The 15663-nt window shown below is 32.7% G+C and carries 19 protein-coding genes and 1 tRNA gene; 11 read left to right on the top strand and 9 right to left on the bottom strand.

The window, feature by feature from the left end:
- Positions 1-2 precede the first annotated feature (2 nt).
- From FLY87_RS08075 to FLY87_RS08055, 5 genes are all read left to right on the top strand, one after another.
- The gene (locus tag FLY87_RS08075; RefSeq protein ID WP_012546107.1) at positions 3-614 is read left to right on the top strand and encodes a hypothetical protein; all 612 of its coding nucleotides are present in this window, start codon (positions 3-5) and stop codon (positions 612-614) included.
- Positions 615-660: 46 nt separating this feature from the next.
- Positions 661-758, top strand: a tRNA-Sec gene (locus FLY87_RS08070).
- A gap of 23 nt (positions 759-781) precedes the next feature.
- Complete coding sequence (locus FLY87_RS08065) at positions 782-1126, top strand: Mth938-like domain-containing protein (RefSeq protein ID WP_012546371.1); 345 nt, start codon at positions 782-784, stop codon at positions 1124-1126.
- Positions 1127-1144: 18 nt separating this feature from the next.
- Entirely contained in the window at positions 1145-1324 is a 180-nt protein-coding gene (locus FLY87_RS08060) for a hypothetical protein (protein WP_012545090.1), read from the top strand.
- Between the two features lie 28 nt (positions 1325-1352).
- Entirely contained in the window at positions 1353-3122 is a 1770-nt protein-coding gene (locus FLY87_RS08055) for a formate--tetrahydrofolate ligase (RefSeq protein ID WP_012546634.1), read from the top strand.
- A gap of 213 nt (positions 3123-3335) precedes the next feature.
- Here the strand turns inward: FLY87_RS08055 and FLY87_RS08050 are convergent, their stop codons facing one another.
- From FLY87_RS08050 to FLY87_RS08030, 6 genes are all read right to left on the bottom strand, one after another.
- On the bottom strand, positions 3336-3935 hold the full coding sequence (locus FLY87_RS08050) for a hypothetical protein (RefSeq protein ID WP_012545563.1): 600 nt from the start codon (positions 3933-3935) through the stop codon (positions 3336-3338).
- 1 nt (position 3936) lies between these two features.
- Positions 3937-4374: a TaqI family restriction endonuclease gene (locus tag FLY87_RS08045; RefSeq protein WP_219995006.1), complete on the bottom strand. Its 438-nt coding sequence runs from the start codon at positions 4372-4374 to the stop codon at positions 3937-3939.
- 8 nt (positions 4375-4382) lie between these two features.
- Positions 4383-4586 (bottom strand): TaqI family restriction endonuclease, encoded by a 204-nt coding sequence (locus FLY87_RS10235; protein WP_219995005.1) that lies wholly within the window; start codon positions 4584-4586, stop codon positions 4383-4385.
- Positions 4583-5992, bottom strand: a complete 1410-nt coding sequence (locus tag FLY87_RS08040) for a TaqI-like C-terminal specificity domain-containing protein (protein ID WP_141266811.1) — start codon at positions 5990-5992, stop codon at positions 4583-4585. The genes FLY87_RS10235 and FLY87_RS08040 overlap by 4 nt, the downstream gene beginning before the upstream one ends.
- Before the next feature lie 267 nt (positions 5993-6259).
- Positions 6260-7324 (bottom strand): Fic family protein, encoded by a 1065-nt coding sequence (locus FLY87_RS08035; protein ID WP_141266809.1) that lies wholly within the window; start codon positions 7322-7324, stop codon positions 6260-6262.
- Between the two features lie 265 nt (positions 7325-7589).
- On the bottom strand, positions 7590-8354 hold the full coding sequence (locus FLY87_RS08030) for a hypothetical protein (RefSeq protein ID WP_141266807.1): 765 nt from the start codon (positions 8352-8354) through the stop codon (positions 7590-7592).
- 151 nt (positions 8355-8505) lie between these two features.
- Here FLY87_RS08030 and FLY87_RS08025 point away from each other — a divergent pair, with 151 nt between their 5' ends.
- The 4 genes from FLY87_RS08025 to FLY87_RS08010 all read left to right on the top strand — a co-directional run bounded on the left by FLY87_RS08025 (position 8506) and on the right by FLY87_RS08010 (position 12884).
- The gene (locus tag FLY87_RS08025) at positions 8506-9231 is read left to right on the top strand and encodes a universal stress protein (protein ID WP_141266805.1); all 726 of its coding nucleotides are present in this window, start codon (positions 8506-8508) and stop codon (positions 9229-9231) included.
- Entirely contained in the window at positions 9228-11831 is a 2604-nt protein-coding gene (locus FLY87_RS08020) for a cation-transporting P-type ATPase (protein ID WP_141266803.1), read from the top strand. Before FLY87_RS08025 ends, FLY87_RS08020 begins: the two co-directional genes overlap by 4 nt.
- A gap of 110 nt (positions 11832-11941) precedes the next feature.
- Positions 11942-12487: an archaemetzincin family Zn-dependent metalloprotease gene (locus FLY87_RS08015; protein WP_141266801.1), complete on the top strand. Its 546-nt coding sequence runs from the start codon at positions 11942-11944 to the stop codon at positions 12485-12487.
- A 4-nt stretch (positions 12488-12491) separates the two neighbouring features.
- On the top strand, positions 12492-12884 hold the full coding sequence (locus FLY87_RS08010; protein WP_012545102.1) for a DUF1284 domain-containing protein: 393 nt from the start codon (positions 12492-12494) through the stop codon (positions 12882-12884).
- Here FLY87_RS08010 and FLY87_RS08005 read toward each other — a convergent pair.
- The 3 genes from FLY87_RS08005 to FLY87_RS07995 are packed head-to-tail and all read right to left on the bottom strand — an operon-like array spanning position 12852 to position 14526.
- Entirely contained in the window at positions 12852-13175 is a 324-nt protein-coding gene (locus FLY87_RS08005) for a hypothetical protein (RefSeq protein ID WP_141266799.1), read from the bottom strand. The two genes, FLY87_RS08010 and FLY87_RS08005, sit on opposite strands and share 33 nt — an antisense overlap.
- Entirely contained in the window at positions 13172-14053 is an 882-nt protein-coding gene (locus FLY87_RS08000) for a M28 family peptidase (RefSeq protein ID WP_141266797.1), read from the bottom strand. The genes FLY87_RS08005 and FLY87_RS08000 overlap by 4 nt, the downstream gene beginning before the upstream one ends.
- On the bottom strand, positions 14050-14526 hold the full coding sequence (locus tag FLY87_RS07995) for a DUF488 family protein (RefSeq protein WP_141266795.1): 477 nt from the start codon (positions 14524-14526) through the stop codon (positions 14050-14052). Before FLY87_RS07995 ends, FLY87_RS08000 begins: the two co-directional genes overlap by 4 nt.
- Before the next feature lie 122 nt (positions 14527-14648).
- On the opposite strand from FLY87_RS07995, the gene FLY87_RS07990 reads away from it, so the two are divergent.
- Together FLY87_RS07990 and thpR are read left to right on the top strand one after the other, a co-directional pair.
- On the top strand, positions 14649-15086 hold the full coding sequence (locus tag FLY87_RS07990; RefSeq protein WP_141266793.1) for a phosphatidylglycerophosphatase A: 438 nt from the start codon (positions 14649-14651) through the stop codon (positions 15084-15086).
- Between the two features lie 7 nt (positions 15087-15093).
- Positions 15094-15654, top strand: coding sequence for an RNA 2',3'-cyclic phosphodiesterase (gene thpR / locus FLY87_RS07985; protein ID WP_141266791.1), 561 nt, complete (start codon positions 15094-15096; stop codon positions 15652-15654).
- Positions 15655-15663 lie beyond the last annotated feature (9 nt).

Below are 15663 nucleotides of genomic sequence, written 5' to 3'. Positions count from 1 at the left end.
AAATGGTAGAGTTAGGCAAAATACAAAGACTCAGTATAGATGAGTTCAAAGGCAAAAGAAGGCTTTTTTGTATTCCAAATCTTTTTGTTTTTGATGAAGAAGATGAAAAACTAAAAGATATAATTGAGAAATACTGGCAGGAAGCTCTTATTCATGTTGAAAAACTTGAAAAATTAGGGTTTGTTACAAAAATTTTTATTGAGACAATCTTTATTGAAGGGCAGGAAGCAATTGATGTAATAAGAGAAACCAATCCTTATTTATATCCATTTATAGAGAAAAAAGTTTCAGAAGGTGCGGTTATTATAGGGATTGAAGACCCTGAAATATTTGGAGAATTTATTGATTGGGGAAACTGTCTTAGAATTGTTAAAACCAATGCTGTAATGCAGAAAATATTTGATTATTTTAATAAAATAAGCCAAAAAAGAATTGAGGAAATAGGAAACAAAATTTCAAGCAGTCTTCAGGAAGGAGAATCAGCAATCCTTATACTAAGAGAACAGGATAGAATTAAACTTCCTTTGCCAAAAGATATAGAAATTTTTCTTGTTGTACCATCTGCGTATGATGATGTATTGCGATATCTAAGAGATAAATTCTTTCTGCAGTAATTTTTATCTTTGCAAAATTCTTCAAAATCCTGTAAAATTCTATATCGGGAGTGTATGGGGTTCTGGTGTCCCTCCTGGACTTCAAATCCAGTGTTGCCTGTGAGGAACAGGCAGGGTGGGTTCGATTCCCACACGCTCCCGCCAACTCTTTAAAGGAGGTGCTTAATATGAAAATAACTCATTATTCATTTGGAAAAATTGTAGTAGATGGTAATGAATATACACAAGACCTTATTGTTTTTCCTGATAAAATCTTTCCCTCCTGGTGGAGAAAAGAAGGACATTGTCTTTGCATAGAAGACCTTGCTGAAGTACTGAAAAATAATGTTAACATTCTTGTTGTAGGAACAGGTGCATATGAAAGAATGCGTGTTCCTGCAAGCTTAATAGAAGAACTCAAACAAAAAGGAATTGAAACTTTTGTCAGCAATACAGAAAAAGCAGTGGATTTATTTAATCAATTTATGGATGAAGGCAAAAACGTGGCAGGGGCTTTTCATTTAACCTGCTAAAAATAAAAGGAGTCAAAAATGGAACAAAAAAAACCTGATCCTATGAGAGTTGCTATAGTAAAAATGCTTCCAAGAGATATTAAGGAACAATTGACAGTAGAGGAAATGAATGCTTTACTTTACGATGAAATTTTGCCTGATTCATTACTGGAGAAACTTAAGGATTATCTTGCAGACATAGATAATCCATCAGAATAAAACAAAAAATAATAATTCAGGAGAGTTTATGCTTCCAGAACCAGTATCATGTCCTGACTGGTTAATTGCTCAAGAAGCTGAAAAACGAATGAAATCAATATTTCAGCTTGCTGAAGAGCTTGATATAAAAAAAGAAGAACTTATACCGTATGGGTCTTATATTGCTAAGATTGATTACAGAAAACTTTACAGTAGAATAAAAAACAATCCTAATGGCAAATATATTATCGTTACTGCTATTACTCCTACACCTTTTGGCGAAGGCAAATCAACAACAACAATTGGATTAACTCAGGGACTTGGGAAAAGAGGTAAAAAAGTAAGCTGTGCTATAAGGCAACCCTCAGCAGGTCCTCTTATGAATATAAAAGGCTCTGCAGCAGGGGGAGGACTTTCCCAATGCATTCCCCGAACAGAGTTTTCCTTAGGGTTTACAGGTGATATAAATGCAGTAATGAATGCCCACAATCTTGCTATGGTTGCCCTGACATCAAGAATGCTTCATGAAGCTAATTATTCAGACGAAATTCTCAAAAAACGGGGGTTAAGAAGACTTGATATTGACCCAAAAAGAGTTCAGATGGGATGGGTTATTGATTTTTGTGTTCAGGCATTAAGAAAAATAGTAATTGGTCTTGGTGGGAAAAAAGATGGCATTACTATGGAATCAAGATTTGACATAGCTACATCGTCTGAATTAATGGCAATTCTAAGCCTTGTAAAAGATTTGAAGGAATTAAAAAAAAGAATTAGCAGCATTGTTGTTGCGTATTCAAAAACTGGTAATCCCATAACTACTGAAGACCTTGAAGTAAGTGGAGCTATGTCTGCTCTTATGCTTCCAGCTTTCAATCCGAATTTGATTCAAACCATTGAAGGACAACCTGTATTTGTTCATGCCGCACCGTTTGCCAATATTGCCATAGGACAATCATCAATCATTGCAGATATGGTAGGGCTCAAGTTGAATGAGTATCACGTAACAGAGTGTGGATTTGGAGCTGATATCGGCTTTGAAAAATTTTGGAATATAAAATGCAGGACATCAGGTTTGAAACCAGATGTGGCAGTTTTGGTGGCTACATTAAGGGCATTAAAATATCATGGTGCAGATAAAGATTCACCCAAAATTATACCTGGTAATCCATTACCGAAGGAATATATTGAAAAAAATATGCAGTGGCTTGAAAGAGGAATGAAAAATCTCTTTCATCATATAAAAATAATTAAAAAATCTGGATTAAGCATTGTTGTGTGTATAAATAAATTTCAGTCTGACACCCATGAAGAGCTTGATTTTGTTAGAAAATTCTGTGAAGAAATGGGCATTCCAGTTGCAATTTCAGAACATTGGCAAAAGGGAGGGCAGGGTGCTTTAGAACTTGCAGACTTTGTAATTGATGCTTGCAAAAACAATTCAAACTTTAACTTTCTTTATGAAAATAGTTTGCCACATATTTCACGAATAGAGTTGATTGCGAGAGAAATATACGGAGCAGACTCAGTAGAGTTCTCTCCTCTTGCTTTAGAGAAACTTCAATCAATTAATTCAAAGAAAGAATTTTCAGATTTTGCTATATGCATAGCAAAAACTCATCTAAGTCTTTCTGATAATCCGCTTTTAAGAGGAGTTCCTGAGGGCTGGCAATTATTTATCAGAGATATATTAGTTTTTTACGGAGCAAAACTAATTGTTCCTGTTGCAGGAGAAATAAGCTTAATGCCGGGAACAGCTTCTACTCCAAACTTCAGAACAATAGATGTTGATTTACAAACAGGAAAGGTAACAGGAATATAGCTGATAAGAAAATCCTTTTTTATCTGACCTTATCAATTTTCTGAGATATTTCCTAAATTCCTAAATTTTTCAAGACAATGGTCTCAATTTAAAAAAATTTAATGGGGAATTAGGTAGTTTAAAAGGTAAAATTAATGTTTTCAGTAGTTGGCAATGAAGTTGTGTTAATTGACATCGGAAAAAAGAAGGAATGGATTGAAAAGGTGTGGTCATCTACTCATAGTTTTTGATAGCTTTTTCCCACCAATCAAATTCATCTGGAAACTTTTTATAATTTCTTTCAAACCATTGCGGTAATTCATTATCATGATAACCACCTCTATCAAATCTTTTTTCGAATTTTTCCAGACTCATATTCATTCTGATAGCCAATATATAATATCTTGCACCCACATTATCATTGGGATTCGTTTTTAAAAGATTTCTGAATAAATTTAAAGCTTCATCCATATGATTATTTTCCCATAATGAGATAGCTTTATTTAAAATAGTTCTTATAATGTGTCTATTTTCTAACCATCCCCATTCAAGGATATCAGGCCATTTGTCATTTTTATCTGTTATTAATTCCATTGCTTTTTTATAAGCTTCGTCAAGAACCCTCTCAGCCTCTTCAAAGTCTTTTTCATCACGTAATACTTCATAAAGTAACAAATAGGAATCTAAAAAATAAGGGTCTTTCTGAATCAAACGAATTAATTGATTTTTTATTGATTTTGCATTTGTGCCATCATACCTATCAAATAATTTATAATATTCTCCAATTACTTTGCTATGGTCTTTTTTGTCATAAAATGCTCTCTTTTTGCCCATATTATCCTCCTGCTAACTCCTCTGAGATTTCTTCAACCACTTTTTTCAACTTCTCAATATCACTTATATTTTCTATTATGGTTCTAAGATAATTTTCATGAAAGACAACAAAGCCGTTATTAAGCCTGATAAAATATTTTTTAAATGCTTCCAAAGAATTTTGATAACCTGTTTTATCCTTGACTCTTTTACTTCCAATTTTTCTTTCAAAATCCTCTAAATTAAAAACCGCATAAGGAATTGTGATTAAACTTTTCTTTTTACTTGCACTACGGGCTTCTTTTCTTTGAGTGATTTTAGCTATCTGAAAATTTATTTCATTTACTCTCGCATCAATTCCTTTTCTATCTAATTCAGAGTTGCATTCAAGTTTTAAATTTTTACTCTCTTTGTCACAGATATATTCAAATAAATAGCAAAAATCCAACTGAGTAAGCACTGAAACCCTCAGAAATTCTCAAACCATTCTTCAAAATTTAAAAAATTTCTTTCCTCCCAGTAATATCTGAATATTGAACTCAGTGGGAGTATTTCTTTTGGTAGATCTTGCTCCACCCATTTAATATTTTTTAATTCTTCGCGGTATTTGTCTAAGGGTATAGAACTTAAAAAATCCCTGAATCTTTGTAAATCTTTAAGAGGCTCTTTCATAATGATATCTCCTTTTTTATCCTTTTCCATTCTTTTTTATTAGGTAAAGGCAGGTTTTTTAATTGGGTGATACTCAAATGGTATGTAATTTCTCTATATATATCTTTTACATAACGCTTCACATAATCTGAATTTAAATATTCCACGACTTCTTGCTCAGACATGTCAAAATTTAGGTTGAATAGATTGGTTTTTCTTATAAGGTGATAAACATCTCCCATCCAAGGGTAGCATTTTTCATCATATGCTGCCGCTACTCTTCCATTTTCTCTAAAACCAAGCCCTACTACTATGTGGGGTATATTAAAGTATCCTCTAAGCTTATTTATATCAGCTTTTTTAATCCAGTAGCCAGTAAGATTCTCATAAATAATTTCATTGCATTTTAAATTTCTACCATTTAGGAGAGGTAAATAGTTCTGTTTATTCAAAAATTCTGCTTTCACAATATAAGGATTGTTTTTAATTTCTGGAGTTCTTGGAGAGATTCTTATTTCATAAATGTCTCCTAATTTATGGGAACAGCTGTGATCTAACTTTTTTGAATAATCTGTTTCAAAAGTAATCACTTCTCCCTGCCAGTTAGAGTTTATTTTTACTGCTTTTATCTTGTTTCTGTGATATTCTAAAATCTCAACTCTGTTAACAAACTCCTTAGATTTAACAAAATCAAGTATCACACATGAAACATCTGCTTCAGGACTAAAAACATCTGAGCCAAGATAAATTATTGCTGTGCCGCCATTCTGAGATAAAAATTTTCTTAGCTTTTTAAATTCATCAAGAATCATAAAGGTAGCTGGAACAATAAAAATTAACTGTCCTTCTGGCGTAAGAAGCTTGATCGATTTCTCAATGAATGCTCCATAGACATTGTATTTTCCATACCATGTTTCATATAAGGTTTTATACTTTTTCTTTATTTCAGGCTCTACTTTTATTGTATAGTGTTCAGACAGACTGGGTATACCATAAGGTGGATTGCCGATAATTAAGTCAAAAGATGTGTCGGTTTCCCATAAAAGGTAATCTTCTTTAATAAGTTCAATCTTACTACTAATATCAAAACTCACTAAATAATTTATAACTTCTTGATTTATCTCTATTCCGATAAGCTTTGCCCTTTCAAACAATGAAGAATGATTTCTTTTTATTCCAAACAAAAACTGTGCAAGTCCACATGCTGGCTCTAATATGGAGATGTCTTCTTTGCTGGACAATTTATCAATATCAATAAGGTTAACCATAAAATCAACGAGCCATTCAGGGGTGAAAAATATACCATAATCTTTCTTTATATTCTTTAGATTGCTATTTAATATGAACTGCTGAGTTTTATAGTCTAATGCTTGCTCTTTTATTAGGAGAGATTTTTCTTTTATTTCTGCGTATTTTAATTTTTGCATATTTTAACACTCCACAATTTTTATTATCATAACAAAAATTAAGATAATTAAAGATGTTTTTTAATATCAATATTTTACGAAATAAATAACATTGAAAAATAGAGCGGGCATGTATAGAAAAATTATGTTCACAGGACTTTTCAATGAAAAAGGTGGAGGTAATTGAAAAGGTTTGCTCTGGGACTTACTAAAGTATAGCAAGTAGATACTATGTCCTCATCAATAGTCAGAATCTCTTTTAAATTAATGATTGATAATGAGGGAATTTCAATGCGATAAAATATCTATTAAATCCGGAAATAGGTAAATCTTTCCCTTTACTCCCTTAATAGCAATGGATTTTAAAATTCCCATTCCAACAAATTTAGAGAGTAATCGCCTTGCAGTAGGTTCTTCTATGTGCAAATCCTTACTCTTAAAAATAGGCTTTGAAAACATTGTTTCTAAAACCTTATCTGTATAAGGTGATTTCATTTTTTCAATTTTTTCTTTTATTTGTTCTCTGAGGTAAAGAATTTTATAAATTAATCCTTGAGTCTCTTTGGCTTGATTTTTAAGTGAAATAAAGAAAAATCTTAGCCATTCTTCGTATTTTCCTGTTTTATCAACTTTTTTGAGGTGATTAATATATTCATCCCTATATTTCTCAAAATAACCGCTTATGTATAAAATTGGTTGAAATAAAATTTTTTTCCAATATAAATACAGAGGAATCAATAATCTCCCTATCCTTCCATTTCCATCATTAAAAGGATGTATTGCTTCAAATTGATAATGAGTTATTCCAATTTTTATCAATGGATGTTCCTTATTTTCTAAGAGATATTTTTCAAGATTTTCCATATATTCCTGCACTAATATTGGTTCAGGTGGGATATAATCCGCCTTATCAATAGTGGCATTTTCTACTCCAACCCAAACAATATTCTCTCTGAATTTACCTCTATATTGTTCTCCTCTTGTCCCTTCGAGTAAAATCTGATGAGTCGCTCTAATAAGATTTAAAGTTATTGGTAGTCCATTGTCTATTTCATTAGTCGCTAATAACATTGCTTTTTTATAATTTGCTACTTCCTTTGTATCTGCATATTTGGGCAAACCTGTTGCTTCAAACTCTAATACATCTGATACAGTACTTTGTGTACCTTCAATTTTTGAGCTAACTGTAGCTTCCTTTGTAATTAAAGGAGCAATCAGTATGGTAGGATTTGGAAGATTATATTGTAATCCATTTAAATTCCCTAATTCTAAAGCAGCTTCCGTAAGCTCTTTATAAAATTCTGTTGGATTTATTTCAACAGGTAACTTGGATGGGTGATGATGCTTCAGCATAATTTAATTATATTATAATCCGCTCAGAAAATCAAAAAAGTGATCGGGAAATTACTCTTCCGCTCATAAGTGATCGCAAACCTTTGGTTGAGATTATTTCAATCTTCTATTTATCCTTATTTTTAGGTTTATTGACATATTTATCAAATCATTATCAGTCCCCATGCAATACAGTATAGTTCTAATTTTTTCAAATGAAATTGTGTAGTGTGATAAGAATGGAATCAAAATAAAAAAACGTGTAATGTCAATATTCCGTTACTGGTTATATTCTTTCAGGAGCATATTTTAATAGTTTTTTCTTTACTTTAGGATTTCTTTGTATAATTATTTCGTATAAGTAGGGCCAATATTCAGTTGCATTAAGATTGCCTTGCATGTTTCTTCTGATGAATGAAGAAGTCTTTAAAATTCTGTGCTGTTTCATGTCTTCCAAGAATATAGGGCTATCTAAACTACAAATTCGTTTAATCAAAGCAGCATAACAATAACCCTCTCTCCATCCTGCTTTACACCTTCTTAATTCATCATCAAGAATAAAAATGTCTTTAATGCACTTTGCAGGTTTAGCATGATACATTAACAATAAGTCACCTTTTGTAGCACGCTTTGAAAGTCCCCAATTTGCTTTATTGACTTTTGAAAGCCATTCTTGTTGTTCTATACCAACCACTGGTTGAATCCATACATTAAAGCCAACTCCAAAATATTTTTTTAGCTCTATCACCCTGATTTTTTGAGGAACATCAGGCCAGTCATGTTCCCAACAAACAATCCAATCACAGTATCTACTTGAATGCTTGTGATTTTTAAAGCTGCTTGAACGAAATTCAAATTCAATTCTTATCCTTTTTTCGCCGTGTGCTGTTTTTTGATATGCAATGCAATCAGGGAATTCAGGTCTAATACTCTCAACCCTAACACGTAGTTTCTTAACAATATGTGAAAACAGAAACACTACTCCCAACTCATTCTCTGGGGTATATTGTAAAGGTGCCTTTTCAAGAATTTCTGGTCTTTTATCTTTCATAACAATAAATAAATCAAACTCAAAATTAAAGCTTTAAAACAACATATAGTATTTTACTAAATTTTTTATTAAATTAATCTTTTCACTTTTTTCAAAAAACCATTTTTTATTTTAAGTTAAAATAATTAAGACAACTAAAAGAGGACTGATTATGTATAAAAAAATTCTGGCAGAGGTGGATGAGAGGCTCACATCGGAGAGTGTTGCAAGGTATGCTTTGAAGTTTGCAAAAATAGGCAATGCTTCACTTTATCTTTGTTTCATTCATAAAAAGGAAGCAAAGTTTGAAAAGGCTGAAGCTACATTAAAAAGAGTTTTTCTTGAGGCAGAAAAGAACAATATTAAAGTTGAATGCATCATAAAAGAAGGTGAAAGGCTTGAAGAACTAAGAGAGATTATAAAAAAAGAAAAAATAGACATCGCCTTTGTGCCCTCGGATGATTTTAAACAAATTTCAAAGCTTCCTTGTTCAATTGCTATGGTAAAGATAATTAATATGGGGAAACTGTCTCCTAAGAGGATTCTTTTTATTCTGAAAGGCAAGGTAAACTATCTTAAAGAAAAGGCTATTTTTATAGAAAATCTTTCAAAAATTTTCCATGCAAGAGTGTATATCAACTATTTTGGAAACGATGAAAACATTGAGAAGCTCTTTTCAATTTTAAAAAAGCATGAGATAAAGATAGAAAGCAAGGTTTTTCATAAATTCTCTCTAAAAACAGTAATGTTTCAGGCTCTTTCCAAAAAAATTGAACTTCTTGTAGTGGAACAAGAAAAAAGCGGATTTTTAAGGATGCTTAAGCCTGACCCTGTAACTAAACTAATTGAAAATCCACCATGCAATTTAATTATTTTTAAGCCCTATCATAAAGAATGAAAATAACAGAGGCTACTAAAGAAGAACTCTTTAAACTTCTTGATACATCTGAGGCAGGACTTGCAGAAGAGGAGTCAAAAAGAAGGCTTTCTCATTTTGGTTTCAATGAAATTAAAGAGGCACGCAGGTCTCCCTTAATTTTAAAATTTTTAAATCAATTCACCCACTTTCTTGCAATAATTCTCTGGCTCGCAGCAGCCCTTGCTTTTATTTCTGATTGGATTCATCCAGGTGAAGGAATGCGTCATCTTGGTTTTGCAATTATAGGAGTTATCGTTATAAATGCAATCTTTGCCTTTGTGCAGGAATACAGAGCAGAAAAGGCAATTGAAAAACTTAAACTCATGCTTCCTTTTTATGTAAAAGTTATAAGAGATGGAGCTGAAAAACAAATTCTTGCAAGAGAACTCGTTCCCGGAGACCTAATCATTCTTTCAGAAGGAGATAAAGTTCCTGCTGATGCAAGGGTGATTGAGTCAAACTCCCTTACAGTTAATAATGCTCCACTTACAGGAGAGTCTGTCCCTGTTGTTTTAACTCATGAATCTGAATCAGGAGATTTAATTGAAAGCAAAAACATTGCCTTTGCAGGCGCTACAGTTGTCTCAGGCAATGGAAAGGCAGTTGTTTTTGCAACAGGAATGAGCACAGAATTTGGAAGAATTGCCCATCTTACACAAACTGTTCATATTCAGCCAACTCCACTTCAAAGAGAAATTGCAAGGACTTCAAGATTTATTGCCCTTGTTGCCACTTTGATTGGATTAATATTTTTCATAATAGGACACACAATTGGAAGAAGTTTCTGGGAAAACTTTATCTTTGCCATTGGTGTTATTGTTGCCCTTGTTCCTGAAGGGATGCTTCCAACTGTCACACTTTCCCTTGCTCTTGGAAGCCAGAGAATGCTTAAAAGAAATGCACTTGTCAAAAAACTCACATCTGTTGAAGCTCTTGGCTCAATTACAGTTATATGCACTGATAAAACAGGAACAATCACCCAGAACAAAATGGAAGTTAAAAGGCTGTGGATGTTAAATCAAAATCCAGAAACATTAAAGATGCTTTTAAAAATTGCCTATCTCTGCAATAATGCGAAGTTTGTTGAAGGACAATACAGAGGAGACCCAACAGAGGTTGCACTTTTAAGGTATGCAAGGGAAAACATCGGAGATTTAGTATCAGAGAGAGTCTCTGAAATCCCCTTTGATTTTGAAAGAAAACGAATGACAACAGTGAATGTTATTGATGGAGTTAAGCTTTCACTTACAAAAGGAGCTGTTGAAACAGTTTTACCCCTTTGTAAATATGCTTTGATAAATGGAGAAAAAGTTGAAATAAACGAAGAGATAAAAGAGAAAATAAATAATGCCTACTATTCATTGATGGATGAGGGATTAAGAGTTCTCTGCTTTGCCTATTCAGAGGACGAGCCAGAGAAAGATATGCTCTTTGTTGGACTCATTGGACTTGAAGACCCACCAAGACCTGAAGTAAAAGAAGCAATTAATAAATGCCATGAGGCAGGAGTAAGAATAATTCTTATAACAGGAGATGCGAGCAGGACAGCCCTTGCAATTGCAAAAGAAACAGGGCTTGTAAAGGATGCTCCGGTTATCATTGAGGCAGAAGAGTTTCATAGAATGACTGACTCTGAACTTAGGGAAAAACTTAAAGAAAAGGAAATTCTTTTTACAAGAATGACACCAAAGGATAAATTAAGAATTGTTACACTTCTTCAGGAATCTGGTCAGATAGTTGCAGTGACAGGAGATGGAGTAAATGATGCACCTGCTCTTAAGAAAGCAGACATAGGAGTTGCCATGGGAAGCGGAACAGATGTGGCAAAGGAGTCTGCGGAGTTAATTCTGCTTGATGATAACTTTACAACAATAGTTAATGCCATTGAAGAAGGAAGAGCAATCTATGAAAATATACGAAAATTCATATCATACTTTCTCACCTCCAATGTAGCTGAGCTTGTTCCATATATTGCTTATGCTATTTTCAGAATTCCTCTACCTCTTACAATTATGCAGATTCTTGCAATTGACCTTGGAACAGACATCCTTCCAGGACTTGCTCTTGGAGCAGAAAAACCAACAAAAGAGGTAATGAAACAACCTCCAAGAAGCCATAAAGAAAGGCTTTTAACTCTGAAACTTCTTTTAAGAGTATTTTTAATTTTAGGACCTATTGAAGCTGCGGCAGGGCTTTTTGGATATTTTTATGTTTTAAAAACAGGAGAATGGCAATGGGGACAAGCCTTAGCTTCAAACAACATTCTTTATATGCAGGCAACAACAGCATGCCTTACAGGAATAGTTCTCACACAGATTGCAAATGGCTTTGTATCCCGCTCCTTCAGAGAATCAGTTTTCAGCCTTGGTTTGTTCTCAAATAAGCTTCTTTTAGCGGGGATACTTGTTGAAATCATCCTGCAGATTTTCATTGTATATCATCCAGTGGGAAATAACATATTTTCAACCTATCCCATTCCTTTAAATGTCTGGCTTGTTTTAATTCCTTTTGCTTTGCTTTTGTTTGCTATAGAAGAGGTAAGAAAAAAATTCTTTAATTTTAGATTAAAATTTCTGTAATAAAGAAACTGGATTGAGCGAGTTTAGAAATGTCCAAAAATATCTGAGGAGCGAAAGCCAGTGCTTCTATTAAGAATTTTAAATTTTAAACTAAAATAATTAAAGAGACCATGAAAAAATTTAAAATATTTCTTTTTCTTCTATGTGAGATTAATAATAAATATCTTGCGGAATTAAAAAATCATCTTCAAAATCTATTTGGCTTGGATGTAGAATTGACATCACACTCAGTGGATTTAAGTTTTGCTTACAATGAAAGAAGGAGACAGTACTCAGGAGAAGAAATTCTCAGAAAAGCCGAAAAAAATAAAAGAAATGCTAATGAAAAATGGCTTCTTATTGTAGATGTTGACCTTTATTCAAGCGGACTTAATTTTATCTTTGGACTTGCAAATCCCTATTCAGGCACATCAATAATATCCCTTACAAGATTAAGACAGCAGTTTTATGGCAAACCTGAAAATGAAAAACTTTTTATCGAGAGATTAAAGAAAGAAGCAACCCATGAGTTGGGGCATCTTTTTTATTTGGGTCATTGTTTAGATAAAAAATGCGTGATGCATTTTTCCAATTCTCTTTATGATACCGATGTAAAATCAGCTTACTTTTGTGAAAGATGTAAGAAATTACTTTTTAATATAAAAAAAGGAGAATAAGAAATTGATTTACCTACGTGGGCATCATCTTATATGTTTGCATTTCTTTACAGGTGAGGGATACAGCGAAGAGTTTGTTGAAAACCTTCATGCAGTCATTGGAAGAGCAAAAAATGAAGGTATTTTTGTTGTAGAAGGAGCTGATGACGTATGCAAAAAATGTCCTTTTTTGGTAAAAAGGACATGTAAAGACGAAAAAGAAATAGCAGAGATGGATAAAATCGCTCTGGGTTTACTGAATCTCAAAATAATGGATACCGTTTCATGGGATAAAATAAAAGAAAAACTTCCTGAAATCTTCAATCGCTGGTATAGTCTTTATTGCATTCCTTGTATTTATCTCAATGTTTGTTCAAAAACTGCTTTACTTAACTCTCTTAGGAATATCTCTTCCTGATAGACCTCTCTTTGAATCTATCCTTTCTTTATAAAGTTTTATTGAATCCTCTACATCCTTAAGCCCTTCAGCATATATGTATCTTAAATATCCTTCTGTTCTGTATGATGTAATAGTTCTCAGCCTCTCCTTGAGGGTTAAAAAATAACAATAATAAAAAAGGTCTTCGTCAGGAGTATAACCATCTTTATAAACAGCTTCATTTACTTTATTTAAGAAATAATACTGCTCTGAAGGAGATAACTCTGTTAAAAACTTCTTTGCAATTTCTCTGTTAAAAACTTCTGTCATGCTGGACTTATCAAAACAGCAGCCAAGAGTGCTTTAGTGACATCTTCCATAAAGGAAAAATTTAGCTTATCAGGTGTATCCTGAGATGTATGGTAATAGGGATTTCTGAACATAGCTGTATCAGTAAGCATAACTGCCTGAAATCCCGCATCCCAAAAAGGGGCATGGTCACTAAATCTTGTTTCAAGAGCAAGCCATCCATTCATTGGCGCTTTGTAAGTAATGAGATTTATAGAAGGAACATATTCCTTTACTTTCTCAAAAAGCTCCAGAAGCGGCTTGGATTTTTTATTTCCTACAACTCCAAGAAAATCTCCCACATCAGGTCCTTTTATAAAGGCAGGAAGTTTCTGTGAATCCTTTTTCTCTGAAAAATAACCAACAGACTCAAGTATAATTGCTCTGTACTTATATCCGAGCCTTTTCATCTTTTTTACAAAATAGCTACTTCCGATTATAAATTTAAGGTCAAAAGTCTGGGGTTCTTCAAGGGTAAAGGCAACAAATTTTATTCTTTCAGCAATAGGGGTTTCTCTTATAATTCTTGCCACTTCAAGCATTACAGCAATACCACTTGCATTGTCATCAGCACCGGGAGAACCCATGGCAGAGTCATAGTGAGCACCAATCAGAATCCATTCTTTACTGGAGTTAATTCCTTTTAAAGTGGCAACTATATTTTTATATTCCCTTCCACTGTAGTAAAACTGATTGAAATCAACAAAATATCCGTATTCTTTAAAATGTTCTTCAATAAATTTAGCTACTAATGAAAGAGATTCGTAGTTATAGCAACCATGTCTTGGAATTGATATTGCCTGAACAATTTTTTTAAGATTTTTCTTCTCTATCCTTTGTAAAATTTCTTCAATTCTCATCTTTTTTTTGAAAAAATCAACGCCTTTTGTTCTAAATCTGCTTTTTTATGCTCATAGATTCTTTTCTTTTCAACTATGTGCAAAACTCTCCATCCTCTTTCAGTAAGCTTTTCTGAAATAAATCTTCTGTGACAACGAAAAAAGAGCTTTTCAGCGCAGAAAAAAGCAGATAGCTCTTCTTTTGCAATTTCCTCAAGCTTTGCAATTCCTTTTTTAAAATTCTCCGTTTTCATGTAATTGTCATATCCACCCTTTCTGAATCCACCAAGTTCTTTCCCAAGATAAATATAATGAAACCCTTCTTTTTCTAAAGCTTCTGCAAGAGTATCCGAATTGAAATGAGGGAATTTGTTTGATTTTGGGAAACTTCTTACATCCACAACTGCTTTTATATGAAAACTCTTTAAAATTTCTATAAACTCATCAATTGAACGGTTACTTGTGCCAATTGTATAAATTAGTTTCTCAGACAATTTTTATTATTGCTTCATCAAGATTTTTTATTCCAAAAATTTCTTTCATGGAAAAATTATAGCACAATTGAAGTCAATGGAGAGAGTCTTTAACATATAGACAATTATGGTAAAATTATCAGATGTTTTATAAAATAATTGCAACAGTTTTATTTATAGGTTATTTCCCATTTGCACCAGGCACAGTCTGTTCTGCTGTTACTATGATTTTTTTGGATTTATTTAAGCCTTCTTATATGGTTGTTCTAACTATTTTAATTGTTTCTATTATTACCGGTATAATAGCTTCTGAAAGGATTGAAAAGGCTTCAAATAAAAAAGATCCCTCTTATATTGTTATAGATGAATTTGCAGGATATTTAACTTCAATTCTTTTTATCCCGATAAACTGGCAAAATCTTTTAATTGCCTTTATTTTGTTTCGTATTTTTGACATAATAAAGCCACCACCCATAAGGCAGATTGAAAAGAAATTAAAAGGAGGATTAAGTATAATGATGGATGATATAATTGCTGGATTAATTACTAATGTTTTAATAAGGATTTTTTTAATGTTATGATAATTTTATGCGACTTTTTATAGCCATAGAAATACCTGATGAGATAAAGGAATTTCTGTATCAACTCATATATTTAAAAACATCACTTGACGGAGTAAGTATTGTTCAAAAAGGAAATTTCCACATCACATTGAAATTTCTTGGAGAAGTCAACGAAGGTCTTATCCCTGATATAACTAATACTCTAAGGAAAATTTCAAATGGGTTTTCTCCTTTTACGCTGAAGATAACACATCCAGGAGTTTTTCCAGATAAATTTAAACCAAGAGTTATATGGATAGGCACAGAAAACACGGATAGTCTTAAAGAAATGGCAAAGAGAATTGATGAAGAGATGGAATCATTGGGATTTAAGAGAGAAGATAAAAATTTTAAATCTCACATAACTGTTGCGAGGGTAAAGAATTTCCATAATGGAAAATATTTGTTTGAAAAAATTTTAAAAAGATTTTCTGGAGAATCTTCTCAATTAAAATTTCAAGTGGAAGAGTTTGTTTTAATGAAAAGCACTCTTACTCCAAAAGGTTCAATTTATGATGTTTTACAAAGGTTTCCTTTGGTCAAATAGATAAATGGT

Origin of the sequence: Thermodesulfovibrio sp. Kuro-1 (assembly GCF_006538445.1) — a bacterium.
GTDB lineage: Bacteria > Nitrospirota > Thermodesulfovibrionia > Thermodesulfovibrionales > Thermodesulfovibrionaceae > Thermodesulfovibrio > Thermodesulfovibrio yellowstonii.
This window is presented reverse-complemented; position numbering and strand designations above follow the sequence as displayed.

What these genes read in the sequence shown, in the direction of transcription:
- FLY87_RS08075 (WP_012546107.1), top strand. Translation starts at nt 3, where the DNA reads ATGGTAGAGTTAGGCAAAATACAAAGACTCAGTATAGATGAGTTCAAA.
- FLY87_RS08065 (WP_012546371.1), top strand. Translation starts at nt 782, where the DNA reads ATGAAAATAACTCATTATTCATTTGGAAAAATTGTAGTAGATGGTAAT.
- FLY87_RS08060 (WP_012545090.1), top strand. Translation starts at nt 1,145, where the DNA reads ATGGAACAAAAAAAACCTGATCCTATGAGAGTTGCTATAGTAAAAATG.
- FLY87_RS08055 (WP_012546634.1), top strand. Translation starts at nt 1,353, where the DNA reads ATGCTTCCAGAACCAGTATCATGTCCTGACTGGTTAATTGCTCAAGAA.
- FLY87_RS08050 (WP_012545563.1), bottom strand. Translation starts at nt 3,935, where the DNA reads ATGGGCAAAAAGAGAGCATTTTATGACAAAAAAGACCATAGCAAAGTA.
- FLY87_RS10235 (WP_219995005.1), bottom strand. Translation starts at nt 4,586, where the DNA reads ATGAAAGAGCCTCTTAAAGATTTACAAAGATTCAGGGATTTTTTAAGT.
- FLY87_RS08040 (WP_141266811.1), bottom strand. Translation starts at nt 5,992, where the DNA reads ATGCAAAAATTAAAATACGCAGAAATAAAAGAAAAATCTCTCCTAATA.
- FLY87_RS08035 (WP_141266809.1), bottom strand. Translation starts at nt 7,324, where the DNA reads ATGCTGAAGCATCATCACCCATCCAAGTTACCTGTTGAAATAAATCCA.
- FLY87_RS08030 (WP_141266807.1), bottom strand. Translation starts at nt 8,354, where the DNA reads ATGAAAGATAAAAGACCAGAAATTCTTGAAAAGGCACCTTTACAATAT.
- FLY87_RS08025 (WP_141266805.1), top strand. Translation starts at nt 8,506, where the DNA reads ATGTATAAAAAAATTCTGGCAGAGGTGGATGAGAGGCTCACATCGGAG.
- FLY87_RS08020 (WP_141266803.1), top strand. Translation starts at nt 9,228, where the DNA reads ATGAAAATAACAGAGGCTACTAAAGAAGAACTCTTTAAACTTCTTGAT.
- FLY87_RS08015 (WP_141266801.1), top strand. Translation starts at nt 11,942, where the DNA reads ATGAAAAAATTTAAAATATTTCTTTTTCTTCTATGTGAGATTAATAAT.
- FLY87_RS08005 (WP_141266799.1), bottom strand. Translation starts at nt 13,175, where the DNA reads ATGACAGAAGTTTTTAACAGAGAAATTGCAAAGAAGTTTTTAACAGAG.
- FLY87_RS08000 (WP_141266797.1), bottom strand. Translation starts at nt 14,053, where the DNA reads ATGAGAATTGAAGAAATTTTACAAAGGATAGAGAAGAAAAATCTTAAA.
- FLY87_RS07990 (WP_141266793.1), top strand. Translation starts at nt 14,649, where the DNA reads ATGTTTTATAAAATAATTGCAACAGTTTTATTTATAGGTTATTTCCCA.
- thpR (WP_141266791.1), top strand. Translation starts at nt 15,094, where the DNA reads ATGCGACTTTTTATAGCCATAGAAATACCTGATGAGATAAAGGAATTT.